The organism is Qipengyuania algicida, assembly GCF_009828025.1.
In the GTDB taxonomy this organism is placed as follows: Bacteria; Pseudomonadota; Alphaproteobacteria; order Sphingomonadales; family Sphingomonadaceae; genus Qipengyuania; species Qipengyuania algicida.
Genome location: NZ_WTYA01000004.1, coordinates 1 through 25048, shown reverse-complemented (window position 1 = coordinate 25048; position 25048 = coordinate 1). Strand labels below are relative to the sequence as shown.

Genomic DNA, 25048 nt, shown 5'->3' with positions numbered 1-25048 from the left:
ACGGGGAGGAGCCATCATGGCGCCGAACGCACAGCGGCGCTCGAGCTATTCTCGCAGGGCGCAATACACGCAGTTCACCGGTTATATCGTGGCCGGGGTGGGAGCGCTTGTCGGCGCGGTATTGCTTGGCGTGTCGCTGTGGCATCCTGCGTTCATGTCCGGGTTGCGCGATACCGCACATGACGGCATCGAACCGGCTGCGTCGGGTGTCGCGGTTGCAAGGGCAAGCAGCAGGAACCTGATGTCGAGCATCGAAGGCTACCTCCGCGCAGGCTCGCAGAACGCGGCGCTCAAGAGGGAAGTCGAGATCGCTCGTATACGTCTCAAGGAAGCGTCTGCTCTGCGACAGGAAAACGAGACGTTGAAGGCGCTGCTGGGTTTGCGGGACCAGCAAATCAAGCCGGTAACCGTCGCAAGGCTGGTCGGATCGAGCGCATCGAGCAGCCGCCGTTTTGCATACCTTGGTGCAGGACGGGACAAGGGCGTCGAGATCGGCATGCCGGTTGTGAGCGCTCGCGGTGTGATCGGGCGTATCCTTGAGGTAGGCGACGACAGTTCGCGCGTGCTGCTCCTGACAGACAGCGAAAGCGTGGTCCCGGTGCGCCGGTCCTATGATCAACTTGTCGCGTTTGCCGATGGTCGCGGAGATGGGCTCTTGCGCATCCGGCTCATCAATCTCGGGATTAATCCGCTCAAAATCGGCGACATGTTCGTCACCAGCGGTGCCGGCGGATTTTATCAGCCCAACAAAGCGGTCGCCATCGTGGTCGAAAAGAACTCGGATGGCGGGCTTGCGCGCATCGTAAGCGATCCGGCTGCGACCGATTTTGTAGCAGTCATGCCCATATTCGAACCGAAAGCATCGAAGACGGCGCAGACTCCGGTCGAGCAGAAGGTTGGCGAATAGTGGAACGCTATGCGCCCGAAGCCCGCAAGGATGCTTACGGGAGCCGTATCAATCGACAGCACTCGCCGATTGTTGCTCTGGCGATACCTTGGTTGTCGATCATGTTGGCATCGGTGCTGCCCGTGTTCGCAATCGCGACCGCCCTGCCCATTGTCCCGCCGCTAGGTTATCTGATGCTGTTGGCCTGGCGCCTCGTGCGCCCCGGTCTGTTGCCGATCTGGGCAGGGATTGCGCTGGGTCTGTTCGACGATCTATTCAGCGGGCAGCCGTTCGGATGTGGTATTTTTCTGTGGTCGGTCACACTATTGGCGATGGAAGTTCTCGACACTCGCATTCCCTGGCGCACCTTCGTGCAGGATTGGTTCACCGCTGGTTTAGCAATTCTGGCGTATATCGGCGCACAGCTGTTGCTATCGGGTGGACCACCCTCGGTTGCAGCGCTCGTCGCTTTGGGGCCGCAGGTCGTGCTGTCGATACTTCTCTTTCCCGTAGCCGCCCGGCTCGTTTCCGGGCTGGATAATTTTCGTCTCCGGCGATGGCGAGCCCTGTCGTGAAACTAGGCAAGAATCGCCGCAAGCCCTTCACGAGCGCGGCAACACTGGAAGCGTCTTTCTCGCGCCGCAGTTTCGTGGTGGCTGCTGGCATGGGCGGCATCGGCACGCTGCTCGCGTCGCGCGTCGGCTATCTTGCAGTCATAGAGAACAAGAAATACTCGCTCGAGTCCGAGAGCAATCGCGTAAACCTGTCTCTGATCCCGCCGCGGCGTGGGTGGATCTTGGACCGCAATGGCGCGCCGCTTGCGTCAAATCGCGCAGATTTCCGCGTTGATGTTGTTCCCGAATTGATGACTGATCCGCAAGGGACAGTCACCAAGCTGGGGAATATCCTTGGAATGGACGCAACGACTATCGCCGATGTCCACCAGCGGGTCGCCGACGCGGTTGGCGCACAGCCGGTAGAGGTCGCATCCGGGCTCAGCTACGACCAATTCGCAGCAGTGGGCGTTCGTCTGCCGGATTTACACGGAGTCGTGCCGCAGCGGGGTTTTTCGCGCTATTATCCGACAGGCCCATCGGTCGCGCATCTGATCGGCTATGTCGGGCAGGCCAATGCGGAAGAATACAAAAAGGACCACGATCCTTTGCTGATCACGCCGGGCTTCAAGATCGGCAAGGATGGTCTCGAAAAGTCCTTCGAAAAGGAATTGCGCGGCGTTCCCGGCGCAAGACGCGTCGAGGTCACCGCATCCGGGCGGATCGTCAAGGAGCTTGAAACCCGCGAGGATGTGCAGGGCCAGTCGGTCAAACTGACAATCGACGGTCCGCTTCAGGATTTTGCGGCGCGGCGTATCGGCCTGGAATCGGGCTCGGTCGCGGTGATCGATTGCCAGACCGGGGGAATACTGGCCCTTGTCTCCATGCCCGCATTCGATCCCAATAGCTTTGTCGGGGGCATCGGTCGGTTGCGCTGGAAAATGCTCAACGAGGACGATCATATCCCGCTCCTCAACAAGTCGGTGCGTGGTCTTTATCCACCCGGATCGACCGTCAAGCCGATGGCCACGCTGGCATTGCAGCAACATGGCGTTTCGCCCGACGAACACGTCTATTGCGGTGGCGGTTACCAGCTTGGCAGGCGCTATTTCCGCTGCGATGCCGTCCATGGTTCAGTCGATATGCGGACCGCTATCGAGAAGAGTTGCAATACCTATTTCTGGACCATGGTTCACCGCGTCGGATACGATGTACTGGCTCCGATGGCCCGCACTCTGGGACTGGGCGATGAATTCGATTTGCCCGGAACCTCGCAGCGCTACGGCACCGTCCCTACGCCTGACTGGAAAATGCGTCGCTTTCACCAGGAATGGACCGCCGCCGACGGACTGAACGCCTCCATCGGGCAAGGCTATGTCCTCGCAAACCCGCTTCAGCTTGCCGTGATGACATCTCGCATCGCCACCGGCAAGAACCTCCTGCCGTCGCTTATCTACGGCAACAAGCGCCCGGTGGGGCCGCCGCTGCCATTTACGCCGGAACAGCTCCAGGTGACCCATGACGGGATGTTCAGGGTAGTCAACGGTTCGGGGACCGCTTCAAGCGCCCGCCTCAACCTCGACGGAATCCAGATGGCTGGCAAGACCGGCACGGCACAGGTCCGCAAGCTTGTCGCGCGCGGCCACATCAGTGACTGGGCAGCGCGCGATCACTCACTGTTCGTGTGTTTCGCGCCCTTCGATAACCCGAGATATGCGATTGCAGTGGTGATCGAGCACGGAGGGTTCGGCTCCGTCGCTGCGGCACCGATCGCACGGGACGTGATGACTTACCTGTTCGCACCGGAAAAGGCGCTCGATACGCTTCACAAGCTCGAACAGGGATGGGGCGGTACACCCGATGAACGTATGCGGCGGCGTTACCTGACCTTTATCGGCGACCAGGGCGTCGACGATCCACCTCCGCCGCCGCCGGATCTTGACATTTCATCGCGGGTGGACGCCGAAAGCCGCGTCGCCGGAATGAAACCCGGTAGCGCAGAGATGGAGACGCCTACGCCCTCGCCTGGCGCGAGCGGCGCCCCTATAACCACGACATAATGAGCGTCATCCCGACCTCTATTGCACGCCAGCCGTGGCAGATGCTGATTCCGCTGACGGCGCTTGTCTGTTTCGGTGCGCTCGTCCTTTATTCGGCCGGTGGTGGCGGATGGATGCCCTATGCGGCACCGCACCTCGTCCAGTATTTCGTGTTTCTGATCATGGCTTTCGTGATGACGCGTTTCCCGCGTGATTTCGTCGCGCTGATAGCCTTTCCTGCCTATGCCGTGGTCCTCGTGCTTCTGGTCCTCGTCGAGGCGGTGGGTGCGATGGGTGGCGGCAGCCAGCGCTGGCTCAATCTCGGTTTCATGCAGCTGCAACCGTCCGAACTGATGAAGCCGGCAATTGTGCTTGTCATCGCTCGTTTCTATGCTTCGCTGCCGGTCGGTGAAGTGCCCAGTTGGCGCTCGTTGATCCCGGTGGTCACTCTGCTCGCTGTTCCGATGATCCTCGTGGGTCTCCAGCCCGACCTCGGCACAGCGCTTGCGATCGGCTTCGGCGGCGCGGTAGTCATGTTTCTGGCAGGCTTGCCGCTGCGCTGGTTCGTGGGGGCTGGACTTGCCGGCGCGGCGATGGCGCCCGTAGCGTTTTTTTTCGTGCTCAAGCCATACCAGCAAAAACGCGTCTTCACCTTCCTGACGCCGGAGAAGGATCCGCTCGGTGACGGTTATCACATCACCCAGTCGAAGATCGCGATCGGGTCAGGCGGATGGTTTGGAAAGGGCTTTGGGAACGGCACGCAAAGCCATTTAAACTACCTTCCCGAGCCACACACCGATTTCGCCTTTGCGACGATGGCGGAAGAATGGGGGTTTGTTGGCGGGTTGTTCGTGCTGGTGGTTTTCGCACTGATACTGCGCTGGGGATGGAATGTGGCGCGCCGTTCGAGGGACCGCTTCTCGCAATTGCTTGCGGCCGGAATGGTGGCGACGATCTTCTTCTATGTGGCGATCAATCTGATGATGGTGATGGGTCTCGCACCGGTCGTAGGCATCCCCCTTCCCTTCGTCAGCCACGGCGGATCTTCCATGATGACCAATATGATCTGCGTGGGCACGCTGATGATGATCGATCGCTGGAACCGGATGGCTCCGCGCAGTGGTCTGCGCGGCTGAAAATCTCACAAGAAACGAAAAGACCCCCTTTTCATTCGTGAGGCGATAGCTATATGCGGCGCCTCCCGAGTCGAGTGCAACGCATCACTCGGATGCCGTAACCGGCCAGGTGGACGCATAGCTCAGTTGGTAGAGCAGCTGACTCTTAATCAGCGGGTCCTAGGTTCGAGCCCTAGTGCGTCCACCAAATTTCTCAAAGACTTAGCGCTGATATTACACCCCTGCGGAGCGGGTGTCGAGGCCCGTTTAATCGCCACGTAATCAAGTGGCTTCGCACTGTAGCGTCAAACCCGCGCAAACTCTGGCGTAGCGCTGCGCACTCTCGGTGCTGCTTGTCGTAATTTCGTTCTCCGACGCTGCAATCCCTCACATCCCAATGTGCTTTGTGACCGGCAGTTTGCTGGCGTCCGCGCTCGTCCGATAAAGGAAGGTTTTTGGCTTGGTCGGGCGTTGTTGCGACCCCCTCCCCATTTATTGGTATTGACTGGGTTTTCAGCGAGACTGAGTCTTGGTGCCGTTGTGAATGGGTTGAGGTCCAATTTCATTCTGGTTGATTTGGATTGCAGTGGTGCAACTCGCCCAATGGCTTGCTAGGACATAAGCGATGAAGACCGAGCTCGATCATCTTCCCCCGCAAAAGCAACGCGAGATCGAGCGCGTGGTGCAGCTGATCTTCGAGGAGTTCGACGACGCCTTCGCGCTGGCGAGGCACGAGTGGAAGAAGGCCGGACGGATACTCAAGGTGATCCTCTACGGCAGCTATGCCAGAGGCACCTGGGTGGATGAGCCGCATACGGCCAAGGGCTATCAGTCGGACTACGATCTTCTGATCATCGTCAACGACAAGCGGCTGACCGACAGGGTGAAGTACTGGTCCAGGCTCGATGACCGGCTGATGCGCGAGTATGGTGTCACCGGTACGCTCAAGACCCCGGTCAATTTCATCGTTCACACGCTTCAGGAAGTGAACGATGGTCTTGCCCATGGGCGCTACTTCTTCATGGATGTGAAGCAGGACGGCATCGCGCTTTACCAGTCCGACGATACCGAGCTGCATACACCCAAGCCCAAGACGCCCACTCAGGCGCTCGCCATGGCGCAGGAGTATTTTGAGGATTGGCTGCCGAGTGCCCAAAGTTTCATGCGTGGATACGGCCATGCAATTGACGATGGCGACCTAAAGAAAGCAGCATTCGATCTGCACCAAGCATGCGAGCGTCTATATCACACGGTCCTGCTCGTCTGTACCTTTTACACCCCTCACGTTCACAACCTCGGCTTTCTGCGAACCCAAGCCGAGCGGATTGATCCCCGCCTTACCTATGTCTGGCCGCGCCAGACTAAGCGCGATCGAACAAGGTTCGAGAAGCTCAAGGAAGCTTATGTGAAGGCGCGATACTCGAAGCATTACCGCATCACCAAGGACGAGCTTGAATGGCTTGGGGAGCAGGTCGAAGGGCTGGGCCGCGTGGTTCATGAGGTGTGTTCGGAGCGACTGGAAAAGCTCAAGGCTGACGCAAAGGCCCGACCGGATAAGCGGTAGAGGTTCGCCGCGATCGCTACGGCTGCTTATTGAGATAGCCCCCTAGAAGTGGACTGGCGGCTAGCGACCCCAATTAAGAACGTTCGCCGCTGGTAGCGCCCTCTACAAAGCCGACGTTTGGCAAGTTCGCAAATGGTCTAGCCCACGTGAACAAAGGGCGAGGCCGCGAGGGCATGACGCTACTCAAATGATGTCGCTGCTCGCTTGCTCGTCTCCGTTCACACTCCTACAAGGTCGTCAGTAAATTGGGGGACGGTATTTGACCTACAGTCGGCAGTCGCGTGATGTATATTACTTCGATGTCCATATTGAGAGGAGAGCGAAGCACGCCACCTTTCCTCCTATGGGAAGGATTGCAGACCTTCTTAAGGCGGCGGCTGATGATGATGACTTTCCCGTCAAAGAATTTGAGAACGGCGATATGACCTACATCATCAAGGAGGTCGATAAGGACGATGGCGACGACACGGTGACCATCCTGTTGGAATCAGCCGACAAGAATGCTCCGAATACGCGCTATGTGAATCATGCGGCCAAAACTAAGCGAGATTTTAATAAGCAGAAGGACGAAGGGGGCGGACATAGTGCTCACATCGTCATTTCTCTGACGCCTGAGGCCACTGGGGACAATGTTTACCTTGGATTGGTCGAGAAGGTGCCAAACTTCCCGGAGCATCGCGTAAGGTCTGTTCTAAACACAGCCATTCGACTGCTCTGCCAAGAAGATAACCATTTCCTGTACAAGATGCCCGGCGGCTCCAAGAGGGAGATTCCGTTCGTCCCGCACTTAGATTTTCACGGCCATGCATCCTATGCCTTGCAGACCGACCTCGAAAAGGGCGCGATCAATAGCATTACGCTTGTCGAGCCGGACACCGCCAAGCCCTTGGGTCAGGGCAAGTATTTTTCGGGTGTAGAGAAATACATGAAGGTCAAGATGCTCCGGAAGCCCAAATCCGGTCAAGTGCTCTCCACTATTCGTGCTGCCGCGAAATCTCAGTCCAAAGATTATTCGCAAATCAGGATCAGCTTCAAACCAGAGTCTGGTGGCAGATCAACTCATGTGGACCTAGACGCTGATAGCGGAAAGCTCATCAGTGAAGGCTATGTGAAGACGAAGCATTTTGGAGGGATCACGCCCCCAATCACGACCAGCGCAGTGGACCATTTCGTTCCGCATTTAGTCAGCCGGATGAAGCATGAGCTCATCAAGGAACGCTCTTGAGCTTTCTGTATCAACTCGCGCGCCCTTTCGCCTATCTGTCTGTCCAAGGCCCGAGTTTGGGCGTTTACCGCATATGGGGGCCGCTCGCGCTTGCGGGTCTCTCAGTGGTAATCGTATGGCTTTTGCCATCGGGCTTGAACACCGTCGGAAGCGACTCGCTGTCCTCCTATCTCGCACAGCTTTTTGCGACATTGCCCGGTTTTTACATCGCCGCTCTCGCCGCAATTGTAGCTTTTCAGGGTGGCGATCTCGACAAGGATATGCCCCACACGACAGCGATCATCACCGCAAACCGAGATACCTCAAGAGTGGGCATCACATTCCGCGTCTTTCTATGCTATCTCTTTTCTTACCTCACAGCATTGTCATTTATCGGATTCGGCATCTGTGTGATTGGATCGTTACTTGTTCCTAGCGTCGAAACCGAGCTGGCCGGATCACCAGAAGCGTACGGTTGGGTTGAGCTAGGCTTTGTGTTCATCGTGGCCTTCGTGACTTTCGCGGTCATCCTTTGCACTATCCAAGGGCTCTATTTCCTCGCTGAGCGGGTTCATCAAACCTTACTGGATGATGGCGAAGGCTAAGGTGTAAAGGAATTTTCGTTTCAAGCAGGAGTGTAGCTAATTTTTGGCTTGCCATGCCGGAACCCACCCCTTCCTCATTGTACTTTGAGCACAACATGCGAGTGGCAGCTCTCGCCTCGCAAAAGCCGACTATCGCTAAAACCATCCCAATATTGGCCGCTCGATCCTGCTATCGAGCGATCTATCAGCAGACAGGCCGCTTTCGCTACAACCTGCTCAAAAGCGGTCCAGCCGCTAACGACACCTTTGCGGACATTCATCCCGCCGTTAGGTTAATCGCATGATACCTGCTGGTTACTTATTGAAGCGAACCGTGCCGCCACCCGGCTGGCTGCTGCCGAGCACGTCGCACGTTAAGGAAGTTTGCAGCGTAGCGGACTGCGTGAACGACAATGTTGTCGAGCCTCAAGACGGTTGGATGCACAATGGATTTGGGCTGGCGAACAGCCCCGAGGTGCTGTGGGAGCTTGCGCGGGAAAGCGGAGCGGCGCTCTCCAACTCTAAGCTCTTCTTCTATTCTGCGTATGAACGCGAGCTCGAATCCGATGGGTGGCAGTTCGACCCGAGCCAGTGGCAACCCCTGTCTCGCGCCGCGTCATCGGAGATACCTGACGAGGTCACTGTGCCGGGACCAGATGTCAGTCTGAATCCCCTCGGCTACGATGTTGTCGTGTTTGGCGATTTTCTGGAGCACTCCCCGCTCTCATGCAACTCCATCGCAGCTGACGTGCCAGTTAACAAATACTGCCTCTTCGACAGCTTCAGCGAAGCCAAAGACGCAGTGGAGGCTGGCAAGTTCGGCGGCGGTTGCGAGGAGGGAAGCTACAAAATCTTCTCAGTTGCTTTGGTGAGCGAGGTCTACGTCCGCTAACCCCAACATTTCAGCCATCCAAGAACGCATATCACCTTCCCGAAACTCGACGACAGCTCTATTGATCTATTCGGCGGATACCCCTGTCAGAGCTCCTACTATCATGCCTGCGAGCGTTTCTTCGGCACGTTTGCGCGTGACCTCGTCTCGGGCAGTCAGATCGCGTCGGAGCCAGTCAGGCATACGCTCGACGACTTGCAGTAGACATGCTTTGGAATCTTCACTCATTGCCCTACCCGGTGCCACTGAGGTGAACTGGCTGCAAGCATTCCGCTCCTGTTTTGAAAGATAACTGCGGCTATCTTCTAACCCGATTGCAGCCTTGCGAGAGGCTCACATCGGCTAGAAAGTTGTGCCCATAGGTGTCTGAATATGAGGATGAATTGGATAGCGAGATAAAAGCACCGCCGTCGCCCGGGGTGCAGGTGGTTGGTTTATTTACGGAACGTGCGGCGGCTTTCGAAGAGAGCGGCTGGCGGTTGATGTCAGTTGTCGTTGAATTTCAGTCGATCAAGCGACGGCTTTCCCATTTCGAGTGGTCGCCTAATCCAAAAGCTGTTCCGCAATGGTCGTTCACCCGCATCCACTGCGCCGCGCATCGGTCCTGATTTGCGTCCTACAAATGGCCTGCTGCGGCGCATCGTACAAACGGCGGTGCTGGCGCAGAAACGTCATGTGGCACCATGTAGCCATCGCGGACGATAAGGGACGCGATGGCGGACCGGTCTGATCATCGCGCAATGTCCCCCCCCAGGCCGGTCCGTCATCACCCGATAGAGGAAAGGATCGACCGACATGCCATCAACCAGCACGACAGAACACCTTTTGCGCGCGATCGACCGGTTCGTCGATCTGTCCGGCATCCGCGAGCACCTGAAGCCGTTCTACAGCGCGATGGGGCGGCCCTCGATCGACCCCGAGCTGATGATCCGGATGCTGATCGTAGGCTATTGCATGGGTATCCGCTCGGAGCGGCGGTTGTGCGAGGAGGTGCATCTCAACCTCGCCTATCGCTGGTTCTGTCGGCTCGATCTGGATGGCGCGGTGCCCGATCACTCGACCTTCTCGAAGAACCGGCATGGGCGGTTCCGCGACAGCGATCTGTTGCGCAAGCTATTCGAGACGACCGTGGAGCGCTGCATGGCCGAGGGGCTGGTCGGCGCCGAGGGCTTCGCGGTAGATGCCAGCCTGATCCGGGCCGATGTGCACCGGCAGCGCTCGGTGCCGGGCGAAGAAGGCCTGCCGCCCGACGTGGCGGGGCGCGCGGTCGCCGAGTATCTCGACGTGCTCGACGATGCCTCGTTCGGCGGAGCGACCCCGGTGACGCCCAAGCGGATCAACCTCACTGACCCCGCCTCGCGCTGGACCGCGGCGACACGCGGTTCGGCCTTTTACGCCTACAGCACGAACTACCTGATCGATCTCGACCATGCTGTCATCGTCGATGTCGAGGCGACCACCGCGATCCGCCAGGCCGAGGTCACCGCCCAGCGTCGGATGATCGAGCGCACGCAAGACCGCTTCGGCCTGTGGCCCGCAAAGTTGGTGGCCGATACCGCATATGGTTCGGCTCCGAACCTTGCCTGGCTGGTCGAGGATCGCGGGATCGAGCCGCATATCCCCGTGTTCGATAAGTCCGCCCGCCGCGACGACACCTTCGAGCGATCGGCCTTCACCTTCGATCATGAGGATGACAGCTATACCTGCCCTGGCGGCAACCGCCTGCGCTCATCGAACCGCAACTTCAGCACACCGCGTCCGCGCGCCAACGCCGATGGCTTCATCCGCTACCGGGCCCGCGAGAAGGACTGCGGCGCCTGCCCGCTCAAGCAGCGCTGCACGCCCAAACTGGCAGCACGCAAGATCATGCGCTCGGTCCACGAAGGCGCGCGCGACCTTGCACGCGATATCGCCACCAGCGATGCCTATCTCGTCTCGCGCCGACAGCGCAAGAAGGTCGAGATGCTCTTCGCGCACCTCAAACGCATCCTCAAGCTCGATCGCTTGCGCCTGCGCGGTCCCAACGGAGCAAAAGACGAGTTCCACCTCGCCGCCGCAGCCCAAAACCTCCGCAAGCTGGCCAGGATGAAGCCGATCCCGGGCCTCGTACCCGCATGAGCGGGACGCAAGGGCCGCTCGCCCACTATCCGCGGCGCAACCCTGGCAGCAACAGCAGCGACTTCTTCAACAGAATAAGCCGATCACCGGACGCTCTGAAAGACAGCAAGTAGCGGCAGGGAGCGCGAATGACTGGGTCGGGAGCAGAATGTTGGGTTTACGGACTTGATAATAGGTAAGCTGCCGCTTGGCCGTGTCCCCGAAAAGCATCACTTCACCTTCAGACGCGCGTCACCGGGACAGTTCCGGTAAATAAATAGGCTATCTCCTCGTGGTACGCGAGCAACTCGCGACTACTCTCCCGAGGCCATCTGGCCAAATCTCCCGAATTTCGAGGGATTCATCGGCGAAATAGGTCTGCTCTCGGGAGCAAGTTAGCCTGGGCGATTATTGATGCTCAACTACGAGTCCCACCACTTGCCAAACCTCTCAATCATACCGCCAAGAGTGCGCCTAATTCCTTTTATACCCGACCGGATCGAATTGCCCGCAAGAACAAGGCTGAACACCCCCATATCGAGCGATATCGTGGCTGCATCCACGCATATCACGGACCCGTGGCGGCATAGTTTTGCTATGTCCAGAGCGAACCGGATCGGGTCTTCAAATTCCTCGATCACGTCGGCTACGCGGCACTCGGCCTCGCGGCAGGTGCTCAGTACGTGAAGGCAGTCGTCCATATCCACTTGGGTGAAGCCAGTCCCCTCGCGTGCGAGCTCCGCGATATCATTCCAGAGATCATTGAGCAGATCGGCCTTGAGGCCGATCAGGGCTAATAGGCGCCTCTCCGCGGCCTTGATCTCCTCCGGGCTCCACGAGATGTCGTCTCCCATGAACTGATTTACCAGTGAGCGTAAAGGGTTGATATCACCGCTCCCAAGGTGTTCCTCTAACTGACGAAACAGCTCGCACGCGTGCCCAGTTAGGCGTTTAACGGTATCGAGCGAATCTGCTCGACCATCCTCTAACTCTGTCGCCACAGAGTCCAGATCGTCAGCCGTTTCAGAGAGCGCTCGCCCAAAAGACAGCAGATCTAGAGCAAAATCCATACCGCTATTTCCCATTCTTTGACGCGGGTTTGGATTTCCGTCTCTTTATGGCAGGAGGCGGCGCGGTGTCGCGCTGTCTCAGAAGCCGCCTGCATATCCGTAAGTTTTGTAAATCATTCAGAATTTTCGACGCGCCATTGATACAGGCGGCGGTGCGCACTAAGCGCGCCCGGCTCATGTCGCGAACAGGGGGGGCGACCATGACGGCAATATATGCACAGGCCCGCAACAGGTCCGCTATCTGTGCTGCGAGAACAACCTGCCTTTCGGAATCATCCTGATCGATGAGGCGGAGTTCCGCGACAAGCATTTTCAAATAACTGATGGTATCAGACGCCTCTTCTTCACTAAAGGAAATTGGACTATTCACGGCCTCTCTGAGGTAATTGCTTTCCATGAATTGACCTACGTTTTCGACCACGCGCGAAAGGTCTTGGGAAATTCCATTGAGAATAAAGTCGCTGTCACATGACAGCTTGTTCCCGTTGAAGCCTTTAACAAGGTCGTCAAAGTGATTTTCATCGCATAACAACGAGACGCATGCGATCGAGCTGCGAATGCCATGTTGCACGCGCGCCTCGGTAAGCGGTGTGGCGGTGCCTTTGTGATTTGTGAACTGCGCGGCGGTGTCCGAGAGGATGCGTGCAGCCGCGAAGAGTTCGAAACGCCTCATTCCGTGCAGGGCGAGTCCGGCAGCATTGTCCTGATCAAACATTTACCTATGCTCCAGAGCAATCACATGCGAGAGATTCAGGTTAGCAGATACTTAGATGAGTCTCACCGTTCCGTTCATAATTAAGCTAAAAGGACTTTGTCCCCGCGCCCGCAAGGAGTGTCCCAGACCTTCTGCACCCGCCAGGACGAGCCAGAGATCACCAGTCAGTTCGGCTCGACGATGCACAATATGTGAATGACGGCTTTCAGGCATGAGCAGTTTCTAGCGGAAACGACCGCTGTGAGGGCGCTTAGCCGATCGGCGGCGGTCCAACTTCTCAAAGACCGTTTCCGACGTAAACCGACATTCCAGCGACCGCACCGGAGCGGCGAGAGTTGATCGACCGCCGACTGTCTGGCCACAACGGCTATGGATCGGCGGTCGTTAGGGACTTTTTGTTTTTCTCGTCCATCAGTCAGAATATCGCTCACTATTTAGGCTCCTCGCCACAGGCTTGGCCACCCAAGGAGTCCGATGCAAAATCAGAGCTGGCACATCACAACAATGGTTGCGACCCTGGGACGGGTAGATCACGGATCACAGAACAGCTCCAGCCGGCCCGTCGCGAAAGCTCAATGAACGAAATAGGAGACATGCGACACGCCGGCATTGTTGCTCGGTGCCATCCAGGCCCTGACTTCGACTTCGTACAGACCCGGTTTGTTGGCCTTTATATCCGTCCCGAACGTCGCCGTGTCTGGGTCGAATGTCAGCTTGCGCCGCTCGGCTACCCCCCCGTCCACGGACACGTACGCCTCGACGTCGGTATCGCTGACGCGCCATGGCCCCATTTCCGAGATTCCGCAGCCGCACATCATCGTGACGCCTGCACGAAGTGGAACGGTGTCGCCGACTTTGAACGCATGATAGGCAACCGGGCTCGCGACATCGACGATCAGCCCCGGCATTTCCAGCAGCCAGCCGTCGCCCGCAGTCAGATCGTGACCCGGCAGGATCCATTGCGTACTGGTGACCGTCGTCTCGGCCTGCGGCTGGCTGAGCGGGCCTGTGGCGCTAACGGTGACGCGCTGCGCGCGGTCGAGATTGAGCGTGGTGCGGAACACCGCCGAATCGGGCGTCGATATGACGCCGCCGCTGTCCTTGCCCTTGCTCAGGATTTGCTGCGTGTCTCCGGTTGTGCCCGAGGTGAAACCGCGCGCAAGGACTTTTCCGGTGTCGGCGTCGGTCATCGTCACGCGAACCGGTGCCCGATACCCTCCTAGGAACTTGGCGCCGCGCGCGATGACGCGCACCTCGACTTTCGTCGGCTCCGCCTGTGCGGCAGAGGCCAATACGAGTAGCGCCGGCAAAGCGCAGACGGGCAAACATAATCGAGTTCTCATCGAAAACATCCTCTATCCAAATCGATCGGAAAATCAGTCCGCTGGGGCGGAGGCGGCGAGTTCGTTGAGCTTCGCCCGCGTGCCCGCGCTTTCCGGATCCAGCGAGAGAGCTTGCGCATAGCTTTTACGGGCCGCAGCAGTCAGGCCCGCGGCCCGGTAGGCGTCGCCGAGACTATCGTGCGCATTGGCAGAATGCGGAAACTCGGTCGTGTTCCATGCGAAAGGCGTAAGCGCCGTTCGGGCGTCAAGAATGTTCAACGCGTCGTAGCCGACGCGGTTTACGATTGCCTGCATGGCTGGGAGCGGCACCATCGCTCGAACCTCGCGCACGGCCTCGACCCAATGATCCGATGCGAGCCCGCGGAACAGCGTCTCCTCCTGCGCCTCAGAAGATCGCGCCGCCCCCGACATGACGCGATCTGCAAGCAGCGTTGCGAGCCGGTGCCGGTCAAAGGTCGAGCGGCCACCGTTATCGAAATACATGACCGTGGCGCAGTCGTCCGGATTCTCTGTTCGGAAGAAGTGTCGCCAGACCAGGCGAACATCGCCGCCATGGCCGACAACTGTGACACCGTCATGCTCGAAATACTCCCATCCGTGGGTGTGCCAGGCGGGCGCACCGGTACTTGTCTGAAACGGTGCCCAAGAGGCCCGCAGGCGATCAAGAGGCACAAGGTCGCCCCGGTGCAGCGCCTGGCTCCAGCGGACCATATCGCCGAGCGTCGTGAAAACCCCGGTCGAACCGTAGGTGTATTCTGGCCAGGACGGGATAGTGTAACGGGGCGGCGGACCATCCCGCTTCGGCAGCGGGCGATAGCTCGTCACCAGATTGAGAAGCGTCACCGCACCGTTGGGATAGCCGGTATGATATCCCGAGTGCGTCATGCCCGCCGCTCGAAACTGGCGCGAAGCGAGCGCCTGAATCTTTTGACCGGTCGCCTGCTCAGCCGCCTCACGTGCGATCAGCATGTTGGTCTGGACGTAGTCGTTTCGTGTGCCAGCCGGGAAGCGAAGCGGCAGATTGCGGATTTCGGCAAATGCCAGATCCTCCGTTGGGGCAACGAAGTCAGGAATATAGTCGGGCAGGCCAGAGACATGAGCGAGTGCCTGCTCGAACGTAATCCGACGCCACGCATCAGGAAGATCGGGACGAATTTTCCCGACCGTCATCGCAAAGTCGAGTTGGCCGCGCTCGGCCGCCTTCAGGAGCTCCACGATGAGGAACAGCTTGGAGATCGAGAACATCGGATAGACCGAGGCATCAGTGATCGGCGTTCCCGCTTCGCGGTCGGCCAGTCCAGCGTGACGCGAATATACCAGAGCGCCGCGGCGAAGCACCGCAACCGAATAGCCGACGGTTCCATAGGCCGATGCGGTGGTGTCGAGGAGTGCATCAATTCCGTCGCTGAGCGTTGCGGCGTCGCTCGCCGTGGGAAGCGTGACGAGCGAAGCGGCGACGCCCGCTAGAGCGAGGCCAAGGATGCCTCGGCGATCAGTGGTGCAGGCGATGTTCTGGTCGGTCACGGGGGCAATGTCCTGTCAGCTGGGAACGACGTCCTCCACCTAAGCAAAGCCATCCGCGGTCGCCAAATGACAACTTGTGACTTGGCCTGACATTTCCCGACATTGATGACTTGCCGGGTTGACTTCAACTGAACTGCCTCGGACGAGCGATACACCCGAAGGGCTCGTTCGACGACCAGGAGCCCGAATGCGTTAAGGGGAAAGGCATGCTTGCTTTCGACGATTTCCGGCTGAAACTGGACGCGTTGCAGATATTTCGTGGCGACGAACGGCTCGAGGCTTCGCCCCAGATTATCGAGGTTCTCGCCTACCTGATTGAGAATCGAGATCGGACGGTGAGCCGGCAAGAGCTGCTCGACTGCTTCTGGGCGCGTTCCGGCACGGGCGGCGATGCCGCGCTCAACACGTGCATCAAGCGCATCCGAGCTTTGCTGGACGACGACGTGGCGACGCCGCGCTACCTCCAGACGCGCCCTCGCTCCGGCTACAGGTTCATCGGCAGTCTGACGGAGGCGGACGCACCGAAACGAGGACAGCGGCTTTTAGGTTACGCCCTCGGGGGTGGCGTGCTGGCTGCTCTTGCTATCGCTTGCATCGCCTGGGGGCATGGCGGCGCGTCCGACCCCCATCACCGCCTTGCGATAGAGCCGGTGAAAGGTATCTGCGAATACGTGCTGTATCCGCACTTCAATGCGGGTCTGCGCGAGAGCTTTGTTGCACAGGCGACCCAGATCCTGCCGGCCGACTACCAGATGGTGGCTCCCGGTGAGAAGGCGGACCTGCACGCGCGAGTGAGCGTTCGCCAGACGACGCAGCGAACCGTCGTCACAGTGACGCTGCGCAACGACAAGGACGGCAGCATCCTTTGGTCAAAAGAGTTCGCCGCTCCCACAGACAACAACGACTACGTTCCGCTGCAGCAGGAGCTTGCCAAGCAAATGGCAGTCTCACTGGAAGGCGCGCTTGATCGACGAAGCTGAGGCTCGCTGCGGCTAAACTGAGCCGAAACACGCTGCGACTTCGGCCCGGATTCATCCGCCTCCGGGACTGAAGCAGAACTGCCATGGAGCTTTGACCTTTCTTTCCGCTTCCAACCTTGCGTCCATGAATTCCTCGAAGGGCTTTTCTGCCAGGAGCGCTCTTCGGAAGAATCTATAGCGGCGGATGCGTAATACCAGAGCACGCTTCTTTATGATCCGCGCAAACCAGCAAAAGTTGGCCAGGATCAACACGCTGATCGACGAACTGGAAGCCGAGCTTCTGGATGGCAAGCCTGAAGAAGGGGAAGAGATCATGTTTACCTTCCTCATGTCGCCACAGCGAAAGAAAGTTTGATTCCGTCCCCCCGCACTGGACCTCCAGCGGCCAAGCCTTTATGAAGGAAATGGCGAGAAAGTCAGGTCATTCCGTTGCCATCGTCCGGTCAAGCCATGCTTTGTAGAAAGCCAACCGTGTCGCTGCGAACGTTTGTCCACACACACACCCATCTTAAGCGAACCGTTCTGCATCTTCTGCACGATTACCCTTGCTTCGGGACGGGTTGCATCGAGGCCGTGGGTAAGACCGGCGAGGTATTGGCGTCCATCAATGGCGATGGTGACTGGTCCGCCGCTATCTCCCCCCGCCGTCGCGCCACTGAGCCGCGGCGCATCAGCGCTACAATCGAAGGCGAAACGAAGCCACTGCCCATCGGTTCGGGTTAGCCGGTTTTGCGCGCGGCGCAATTGCGTGCGATGGCTTGGATCGTCGGGTGCCCCGGTAATGTCGGTGCCCGTGGCCCCCGCGCCATAGACGGTGCTTAACGTTCCAGGTTGTGCGTCACCCCAAAAAACCGGCATTGGCGCAACATCGGTCACCGGCTCCGCGAGCTCCAGAAGTGCAATGTCATGCATCCCGGCCATTGCCGTGATATATTGCCCTGCGAAGGTGTCCGTGTCCGCCGTTTTGAATCCACCGAACAATTTCTGCCATCCGACGCGAGCTGCGGGGTAGTCCGGATAGACAATGATGCGGCTTACCGCTCGCCTTTTGCCGTTGAGTGTGACTTATCTCTCTTCGGGCATCATCTGCATCATGTTTACGGCATGGGCGGCGGTCACGACCCAACGCGGCGCAATGAGCGTGCCATGCCCCTCGTCGGGCAAATCAGCCAGAGCAGGTATGGAGTGCGGATCAACACGATATTGTGCGTCAGTCAGAGTGTGACGGACAATAATCGCATTTGCCTTGGCGGCGATCAACGCTAACGGAACGGCAAGCCAGATCAGCTTTCTCACGATTACCTCTTTACCCTGATTTGTGATGGGTTATTGGACTTGGACGGTGCGAAAGACGTTCGACCCCGCCACTCACCTGTTAATTGACGACGAACGACTACTTTCGTGGACGTCCCTTTATCGCCTATGGCGTCGATTGACGGAATGACAATGATCCCTCATTTCGAGCCATGGTTCGCACGATTGCACTTTATCTCTACGAGGATTTTCAACTGCTCGACGCCTGCGGGCCGATCACCAGTTTCGAGATCGCTGGGCAAATGGCAGGGGGCGCCTATCAACTGACCCTGATCTCGGCCAGCGGCGGGTCGATGAGCAGTTTATCCGGAGTAGCGCTGGACACACTCGCGGCCGATGCTGCCAGTGCGATTGATACGCTGATCGTTGCTGGCGGCGATGGGAGCCGGGATGCCATGCGCCGAGAGGCAAACGTAAGCTTTCTGCGCGAGGCGACCGGCACGGTGCGACGGATATGCAGCGTCTGTTCGGGAGCGTTTCCGTTGGCGGCTGCGGGCGTGCTGGATGGGCGGCGTGCGACGACGCATTGGAGCCGAGCCGGACTCCTGGCACGGCTGTTCCCCAAGGTGCCCGTTGAGCCGGATCGCATTCATATCCGCGATGGCAACGTCTGGACCTCGGCCGGGATCACCGCGGGAATTGATCTATCGCTCACGCTGATCGCGGACGATGTCGGAGAGGAAATCGCCCGCCGCGTGGCGCAGGAGATGGTGGTTTATTACCGGCGTCCGGGGGGGCAATCGCAATTTTCGGCTCTGGCTGAACTGAGTAATCACCACACGCAATTTGCGTCGTTGCTCGACTGGATTCGCGTGAATCTTGACAAGCGGCTGACCGTCGACGTGCTGGCGGCTCAGGCCGCCATGAGTCCGCGCAATTTTAGCCGCGCCTTCACTCGCGGCGTCGGCATGAGCCCCGCTAAGGCCGTTGAACGCCTGATGCTGGAGGCTGCTCGCGAGCGGGTGGAAGGCAGTTCTGCGCCTATCGAGCAGATCGCCATTACCATCGGCTTTCATGACCCAGAACGGATGCGCCGCGCCTTCCTGCGTGCCTTTGGTCAGCCTCCCCAGGCTATGCGCCGCGTAGCCCGAGGAATTTGACGGCAGATTATCGCCAGCAACGCCTATGTTTGGGTCCATTGATAGCGCCATCAAGACCTGTTTTGGCGCACTTGCTTGCTGCACCGCTCTCGATGACTTGGTTACAGCCATATACAATCAGGCGTTTGTCCAAATTTCTCGAAATACATGCTCACGTTTCATGCCGAATAATTTGTCAGCGAGGCCGCAGACGCCCACAAAGCGGACTTTCGCCCCTTCGAAACGCATCGCTAAAACCCTCCGTTGGTTCATCAAGCTGTCGCGGCCTAGCGCCAGAGTCATTAGACGAAAGATTGGTCCGCTTGCTGGATGGCAGTTTTTTATATTTCCACCATTGGAGGTTGCAATTGACGATGACGGCTCACCGCTTGTCGGCAATCACAACGCGCGCCAGACGCAAGATTCCATTCTAGTTGCATGTGGGCGCGTTGTGCACTGTCCCGGACATCGATGATTTGCGCGCGCTTGGCGCTGGCGGACGCAATGTCCTATGAAAGGCATCCGCTTTAAGGTTTGGCATGAAAGATCGTCACAATATTTTGCGTTCCGGTTCCCTGAGCGCACGAACCGTTGACCTGCTGCTGGTCGGTCTCGTCTTCGTAGCGTATAGCGTAACGATTGCGGTCGCACTCCAAGCGTCGATCAGCGCATCCATTGCTGGGGGCGTCGCGAATACAGTGCCGGTGGTGATCTTCGGCGCGCTGACACGCCAGATTATCAGGGAGCGACTGGTGGGCCTGAGCCCCACAGCCCAAATCGCCGGACATGTGGTGTTAGGCGCGGCTTTCACGCTTATGTCTTACTGGCTACTGGTCGTCCTGTTGGGGCTGGTAAACGGCATTTCCCTGACCGAATTCGCGGTCAAACCATTCGCCACTAGCGGGACGGCATGGCAAATGCTCGAAACGGTCACCACCTATGGCATAATCGCTGCACTATCATACATCCCGATACAGCCGCATCACCAGCAGACCGTGACGCCTGAGGAAGAAGTTCACCCGGAACAGGCGCCAGCGATCATCGAACGCCGCGATTCCGGCACATCGCATTATTTCATTCGAAGCGGCGATGATTTGCGCCCCATCGACTTCGAACGAATTATCAGCGTCGCGGGCGCGGACGATTACGCAGAGATCACATCACAGGACGGCATTCATTTGGTGCGGATGACCCTCGCCGAGCTTGAAAAAACGCTCGATCCGACCAGGTTTGCGCGCGTTCATCGGTCATCGATCGTCAACGTGGGACACATCCTGCGTGCCGAACCAGCTGGTGGGGGGCGGCTGTTGTTGCACATGAGCGATGGCCGATTGATCCCTGCCAGTCGAACGGGCACCCGACTATTGCGCGATCGGGTTATCTGACGGCCCCATGGCGTTCGGTGACCGCGCATTCTTGCGCATTCACCGATTTTCTCTCCGCGCCGCGTCTCCACCGCTACCCACCGGGCAAATGGAGACTCTGTCATGCGCAAACTCATGCCCTTGTTGGTTTTCGCCTTCAGCAGCGCCGTGGGGAGCACTCATCCCACGCTGGCTCAACCATCACAAACCCTCGCGTATCTGCCCCTGAACGATCAAATCGCCGCCACTGCCAAGGCGCTGCTCGCAACGACGACCGATCCTGCCAAGCTGTACAAATTGCAGCTTGCGGCAGGGCATTACCGCGACGCGGAAACCACCATCAATCATCTCGACCGTGAAAGCCTACCAGGTCGACGGGGTATGCTTATACCCTGGCGCATCTATGCGCGTGCCAAGCAATACGAGAAGGCGGGCGCGACCGCTCCAGCGGCCCTGCGACGGGCATTTTCCGAACTCTATGGCAGCCTTTCCGACAAGCAGATCGCAGACATTCTGCCCTGGTACGACGCCGATGTTTCAGCGTTGCGGGCCGCTGCAACGAAGCAAGCCGACGCCTGCAAACCCGCCGCACTGATTGCATGCCCCTCGGCAATCGACCTGGTTCTTGCAGATCAGGCGGTTGCCACGTGGAGTTACCTGTTACCGGAATCGAAGTCTTTGATCCGTTCCGATGCTGAACGTCGATTCCTGATCGATGACACGCTCCTCATATCGACGCCCGATGGTGCAAAGATCGCCACGATTCTCGTGCGTCCCCGCGCTGTGAAAGGAAAGCTTACCTCCCTATTGAACTTCACGATTTATGCGAACGACAGCTGGAGCTTTTCCGACGCGGTCAAGATGGCGGCTTATGGCTATGCTGGCGTCGTTGCCTATACTCGCGGGAAAGGACGCAGTCCTGGCCCGGTTGTGCCCTACGTCCACGACGGTGCCGATGCGACGACCGTCATTAACTGGCTGGCCGGGCAGAGTTGGAGCGATGGCCGCGTGGGCATGTTCAGCGGAAGTTACAATGCGTCGACCCAGTGGGCAGCCGTCAAGCATCATCCGCCCGCGCTGAAGGCGATTGCTACCAATGCCAGCAACGCGCCGGGAATCGATGCACCGATGCAAGGCAACGTGTTCCAGAACTTCATCTACCCGTGGCCCTTTTACACGACGGATACCAAAGGTCTGGATGACAAGGTCTATGACGATCGTGCGCGTTGGGAAAAGCTCAACCACGACTGGTATGTCAGCGGCAAACCGTATCGCGATCTCGACCGCATTGACGGCAAACCCAATCCGGTGTTCGACGAATGGCTCAGGCATCCGAGCTATGACGGTTATTGGCAGCGCCTCATTCCCTATCGCGACGAATTCGCGAAGATCGATATCCCCGTGTTCGTCGAGACCGGATATTATGACGGCGGTATGGTAGGCGCGCTCTACTATCTTCAGCAGCACTATAAATATCGCCCCTCGGCCGATCATCGGATGCTGATCGGGCCTTACAGGCACACTGCGATGCAGGTCGGCGTATCCGCCAGTGTCGGTAGCGAAGTGATTGATAAGGCGGCGATGATCGATTTACAGGGCGTTCGGCTCAAATGGTTCGACCATGTGTTTCATGATGCGCCGCTGCCAGATATCCTGAGCGGCAAGATCAATTTCGAGGTGATGGGAGCGAACCGCTGGCGCCATGTCGCCACTCTGGCCGACATGGCGACGACACCTTTGCGCCTGTATCTCGGCTCCCGGCACGATACGAACGGTATGGTGTTCGACACCGAACGGACAGCCACGTCTGCGCCGGACCTGCGCGTTGATTTCGCTGATCGATCCGACGCCCACTACGAGCCGCCTGTCGATGCGCCCGACACACGCAATGCTCTGGTGTATTCAACGGCTTCTTTTACTCATTCGATGGAAGTCGATGGCCTGTTCACAGGGCATTTCAATGTGATCGTGAACAAGCGCGATCTTGATCTGGCGGTGGAGTTTTACGAACGCCGGGCGGACGGACATTATTTCCCCCTCGCTTCGTATCTCGGTCGGGCGAGCTACATGGCGGATCGAAGCCACAGGACCCTGCTGCAACCCGGTGTTCCCCAACTCCTCGACTTCCAGAGCCAGACTGTCACAGCCCGCAGGATCGCGGCCGGGAGCCGGATAGTGGCGGTCATTCAAATTCCGAAGAGCCCGTATTTACAGATCAACTACGGCACCGGACGCGATGTGAGTGACGAATCCATCGCCGATGCCAAGGTGCCGCTAGATATTCGCTGGCTCGCGGGCAGCTATCTGGAGCTCAAAGTCCGCCAGTAAAGCGTCGATTGCAGAACGCCTTCAACTGGTTCGACCATCTCTTCGCTGAATAACCACAATGAGCATGCATTGCGAACGCCACGCTTGGGCGCAATCCCTCGTCAGCTTCTGTCATTAGAAGACCTTCGCAGTGGTTGATCTGAGCGACCGGGCTTGGTCGGCCCAAGCCTAACGGCATTGCCTCCGCGCACCAGCAGACGTCCTTCAGATGGCCAATTCTGGCCATTGGAGAATGAACATGGAGACGCCTACAATCGCGCACGCATCAGCCAAGCGGCAGGTCTGGAACGCCGGTCGCACTGTTGGCGCGAAGCGAGCACTGAAACCGAAACATATTTGGGAGATCCGATTCTACCTCAATCAGCGACGCCGATTGCGAGATCGTGCGCTGTTCGACCTTGCGATCGACAGTAAGCTCCGCGGTTGCGACCTCGTGCAGATGAAAATTGGTGACATTGTCAGCGGAGGACAGATCAGAACGCGAGCAATCGTGATGCAGCAGAAAACAGGCAGGCCTGTTCAGTTTGAACTGCTGCCGGACGCGCGGGCAAGTCTGCTGGCCTGGCTCGAGCGGCGTGGCGGCACAGTGGACGATTTCGTTTTTCCAAGCCGGGTTGATCACACTGGTCACCTCAGTACCCGGCAGTATGCCCGGCTTGTCGATGAATGGGTGACGGGGATCGGCCTGATGCGAAGTGAATATGGCACACATTCGCTTCGCCGAACCAAGGCGTCGATCATCTACAGGGCGACTGGCAACCTGCGCGCCGTCCAGATTCTGCTCGGCCATAGCAAGATCGAGAACACGGTTCGCTATCTTGGGATCGACGTGGAAGATGCACTTGCGCTTGCTGAAAACACTGAGTTCTGAACCCATGGGCTCCCGTCTCCGGTGAGAAACCGGACACGGGCGCCTGGGACAAAACGGTCGTTCGCCAGCGAGTTATCGAAAGGCAGGCCTGGGTCAGGAGCCGACACCAAGCGTTTGCCGATAGCATTGCAGCACGAAAAGAGGCGTCTGCTATCTGTGGGCTCCGACGTTGACGTTGTAGCCCTTTTCCATTGCTCGCGCGACCTCTTCGCCTTCGCCCGCGCTATCAATCATTTGCTCGTTGTGACGGAGGTCTTGATTGGAAAAACCTTGTTAGCACTTCGGATTTAACATGTTTGAATGGTTACGCCCCTACACGATCAGCTTACCGCATATGCTGGACCAAAAACTAATGTCTGTGCCTGCGGCGGCAACACCGAAGTGCTACATCATGACCACCTACTCAATTTCGCTAGAGATTATCTTCGAAAAATAATGACGACGAAGGGTCAGGGCGGACGTTTTGCATATGCATGGGGCCGTGACGGTCATCTCTTCTTTCCTCTGCTGCCGGTTCAGCCCGAGTGGCTGTGCCGAACGTGCAATGCGGTTGATGGCGATCTCAAGAAGCGAGGTTGGTGCGGTATAAATCGCCGGATAAGCAGCAAATACCTGACGCTCTCAGGGACAAGCATCCAATCGATACGGTTACTGCGGCGACACAAACGCAGAGCAGCAGCTGTGGTAGAATACAACAAGACGAAAAAGCTACATGCTGCAGCTATCCGCGACATTGTAAAACTCGCTCATAGAATAGCGTAGTGATAATGCTTGCGAGAAACGCCTATTCGGTCCGCTTTTGTTCGCACCAAAGCGCTATGAACTACCGCGCACAGAGCGCTTCTCAACTCAGCGCCTTTAAAATTTGCGAATGACAGGTTCAGGCGTGAGCCGGCATTGCTGCGGCATCAGCGGAACGGCGTCTGTTGGTCGCCAGCCGCTATCGCTGAGTTGTAGATTGGATGGCAGCTATCTGCCTTTCGTCACTCACAACCCGACATTCTGCAAACGGCCCAGTTTTTGTCATTCCGAACAGCACTACTCTCTTGTTTGATGTGGGCTGCCCTTGCGGGCAACCTGCTCTATCCGCTGCGCGGACCGGGCCTGTAGTCCCGGCCCATTCGGGTGACGATCAGGAGTATTTGGAAGTTGAGCGGGATTTTCTGGAGGACGCGCTCTGTCCCGCGCTTCGCGCTCCTTGTATTATCGATCCGTGTTATTTGCGTGCTGTTCCGTAAGGGACCGGCCTTGGTGGGATGGCCATCCCACCAAGGCCAACTGGTCGCTGGATCGAGTGCTCCAAAGCCTTCGAGGGCTGTCCCTCAGCGCGATCACGGCCAGTTCTTCACTTCGGCCCGAATGGTTGACTGAACCACAGGGTTCGTATCGCAAGGAAGGGCAAAGCGAAGATGACATACAATACCATAAACGTCGCAGGGATCGATACCGGCAAAGCGAAGCTCGACATTGTGCTTTCACCGGGAGGTCAGGAGCTGCAGGTCGACAACACGCCAGACGGCCATAT

22 protein-coding genes, 1 tRNA gene and 1 pseudogene are annotated in these 25048 nt (G+C 58.2%); 17 read left to right on the top strand and 7 right to left on the bottom strand.

The genetic code is table 11. From position 1 onward, the window contains the following. Positions 1–16 precede the first annotated feature (16 nt). From GRI58_RS06080 to GRI58_RS06040, 9 genes are all read left to right on the top strand, one after another. Positions 17–907 (top strand): rod shape-determining protein MreC, encoded by an 891-nt coding sequence (locus tag GRI58_RS06080; protein WP_160752701.1) that lies wholly within the window; start codon positions 17–19, stop codon positions 905–907. Beyond that, on the top strand, positions 907–1461 hold the full coding sequence (locus tag GRI58_RS06075; RefSeq protein WP_160752700.1) for a rod shape-determining protein MreD: 555 nt from the start codon (positions 907–909) through the stop codon (positions 1459–1461). The genes GRI58_RS06080 and GRI58_RS06075 overlap by 1 nt, the downstream gene beginning before the upstream one ends. Beyond that, entirely contained in the window at positions 1458–3500 is a 2043-nt protein-coding gene (gene mrdA / locus GRI58_RS06070; protein ID WP_337190899.1) for a penicillin-binding protein 2, read from the top strand. Before GRI58_RS06075 ends, mrdA begins: the two co-directional genes overlap by 4 nt. Continuing rightward, a complete protein-coding gene (gene rodA / locus GRI58_RS06065) occupies positions 3500–4615 on the top strand; it encodes a rod shape-determining protein RodA (RefSeq protein WP_160752698.1) in 1116 nt (371 codons plus the stop codon). The genes mrdA and rodA overlap by 1 nt, the downstream gene beginning before the upstream one ends. A 111-nt stretch (positions 4616–4726) precedes the next feature. Beyond that, positions 4727–4802, top strand: a tRNA-Lys gene (locus GRI58_RS06060). 417 nt (positions 4803–5219) lie between these two features. Continuing rightward, entirely contained in the window at positions 5220–6158 is a 939-nt protein-coding gene (locus tag GRI58_RS06055; protein ID WP_160752697.1) for a HEPN domain-containing protein, read from the top strand. Between the two features lie 343 nt (positions 6159–6501). Then, a complete protein-coding gene (locus GRI58_RS06050) occupies positions 6502–7383 on the top strand; it encodes a hypothetical protein (RefSeq protein ID WP_160752696.1) in 882 nt (293 codons plus the stop codon). Then, positions 7380–7967, top strand: a complete 588-nt coding sequence (locus GRI58_RS06045) for a hypothetical protein (protein ID WP_160752695.1) — start codon at positions 7380–7382, stop codon at positions 7965–7967. Before GRI58_RS06050 ends, GRI58_RS06045 begins: the two co-directional genes overlap by 4 nt. A 382-nt stretch (positions 7968–8349) precedes the next feature. Beyond that, a complete protein-coding gene (locus GRI58_RS06040) occupies positions 8350–8838 on the top strand; it encodes a hypothetical protein (RefSeq protein WP_160752694.1) in 489 nt (162 codons plus the stop codon). 66 nt (positions 8839–8904) lie between these two features. On the opposite strand, the gene GRI58_RS15855 is transcribed toward GRI58_RS06040, so the two are convergent. After that, the gene (locus GRI58_RS15855) at positions 8905–9066 is read right to left on the bottom strand and encodes a DUF6771 family protein (protein WP_337190898.1); all 162 of its coding nucleotides are present in this window, start codon (positions 9064–9066) and stop codon (positions 8905–8907) included. Between the two features lie 134 nt (positions 9067–9200). On the opposite strand from GRI58_RS15855, the gene GRI58_RS06035 reads away from it, so the two are divergent. Together GRI58_RS06035 and GRI58_RS06030 are read left to right on the top strand one after the other, a co-directional pair. Beyond that, positions 9201–9446 (top strand): hypothetical protein, encoded by a 246-nt coding sequence (locus GRI58_RS06035; protein WP_160752693.1) that lies wholly within the window; start codon positions 9201–9203, stop codon positions 9444–9446. Positions 9447–9654: 208 nt separating this feature from the next. Continuing rightward, positions 9655–10956: pseudogene (locus GRI58_RS06030) on the top strand (transposase); the annotation flags it as partial. A 401-nt stretch (positions 10957–11357) separates the two neighbouring features. Here the strand turns inward: GRI58_RS06030 and GRI58_RS06025 are convergent. From GRI58_RS06025 to GRI58_RS06010, 4 genes are all read right to left on the bottom strand, one after another. After that, the gene (locus GRI58_RS06025) at positions 11358–12005 is read right to left on the bottom strand and encodes a hypothetical protein (RefSeq protein WP_160752692.1); all 648 of its coding nucleotides are present in this window, start codon (positions 12003–12005) and stop codon (positions 11358–11360) included. 4 nt (positions 12006–12009) lie between these two features. Continuing rightward, the gene (locus tag GRI58_RS06020; protein ID WP_160752691.1) at positions 12010–12720 is read right to left on the bottom strand and encodes a hypothetical protein; all 711 of its coding nucleotides are present in this window, start codon (positions 12718–12720) and stop codon (positions 12010–12012) included. A 572-nt stretch (positions 12721–13292) separates the two neighbouring features. Further along, positions 13293–14030 (bottom strand): hypothetical protein, encoded by a 738-nt coding sequence (locus GRI58_RS06015; RefSeq protein ID WP_160752690.1) that lies wholly within the window; start codon positions 14028–14030, stop codon positions 13293–13295. A gap of 66 nt (positions 14031–14096) precedes the next feature. After that, positions 14097–15587 (bottom strand): serine hydrolase, encoded by a 1491-nt coding sequence (locus GRI58_RS06010; protein WP_160752689.1) that lies wholly within the window; start codon positions 15585–15587, stop codon positions 14097–14099. A gap of 206 nt (positions 15588–15793) precedes the next feature. Between GRI58_RS06010 and GRI58_RS06005 the strand changes: the two genes are divergently transcribed. Both GRI58_RS06005 and GRI58_RS06000 read left to right on the top strand, forming a co-directional pair. Beyond that, positions 15794–16567, top strand: coding sequence for a winged helix-turn-helix domain-containing protein (locus GRI58_RS06005; RefSeq protein WP_160752688.1), 774 nt, complete (start codon positions 15794–15796; stop codon positions 16565–16567). A gap of 184 nt (positions 16568–16751) precedes the next feature. Beyond that, a complete protein-coding gene (locus GRI58_RS06000) occupies positions 16752–16922 on the top strand; it encodes a hypothetical protein (RefSeq protein WP_160752687.1) in 171 nt (56 codons plus the stop codon). 38 nt (positions 16923–16960) lie between these two features. On the opposite strand, the gene GRI58_RS05995 is transcribed toward GRI58_RS06000, so the two are convergent. Together GRI58_RS05995 and GRI58_RS05990 are read right to left on the bottom strand one after the other, a co-directional pair. Continuing rightward, positions 16961–17548: a serine protease family protein gene (locus GRI58_RS05995; protein WP_160752686.1), complete on the bottom strand. Its 588-nt coding sequence runs from the start codon at positions 17546–17548 to the stop codon at positions 16961–16963. Positions 17549–17632: 84 nt separating this feature from the next. Then, entirely contained in the window at positions 17633–17863 is a 231-nt protein-coding gene (locus GRI58_RS05990; RefSeq protein WP_160752685.1) for a serine protease family protein, read from the bottom strand. A 170-nt stretch (positions 17864–18033) separates the two neighbouring features. Between GRI58_RS05990 and GRI58_RS05985 the strand changes: the two genes are divergently transcribed. The 4 genes from GRI58_RS05985 (at position 18034) to GRI58_RS05970 (ending at position 23523) form a co-directional block, all read left to right on the top strand. Beyond that, positions 18034–18981 (top strand): GlxA family transcriptional regulator, encoded by a 948-nt coding sequence (locus GRI58_RS05985; RefSeq protein WP_160752684.1) that lies wholly within the window; start codon positions 18034–18036, stop codon positions 18979–18981. Between the two features lie 518 nt (positions 18982–19499). Further along, on the top strand, positions 19500–20345 hold the full coding sequence (locus GRI58_RS05980; RefSeq protein ID WP_160752683.1) for a LytTR family DNA-binding domain-containing protein: 846 nt from the start codon (positions 19500–19502) through the stop codon (positions 20343–20345). Positions 20346–20447: 102 nt separating this feature from the next. Further along, on the top strand, positions 20448–22652 hold the full coding sequence (locus GRI58_RS05975) for a CocE/NonD family hydrolase (RefSeq protein WP_160752682.1): 2205 nt from the start codon (positions 20448–20450) through the stop codon (positions 22650–22652). A gap of 238 nt (positions 22653–22890) precedes the next feature. Continuing rightward, on the top strand, positions 22891–23523 hold the full coding sequence (locus GRI58_RS05970) for a tyrosine-type recombinase/integrase (protein WP_160752916.1): 633 nt from the start codon (positions 22891–22893) through the stop codon (positions 23521–23523). The last annotated feature ends 1525 nt before the right edge of the window (positions 23524–25048 follow it).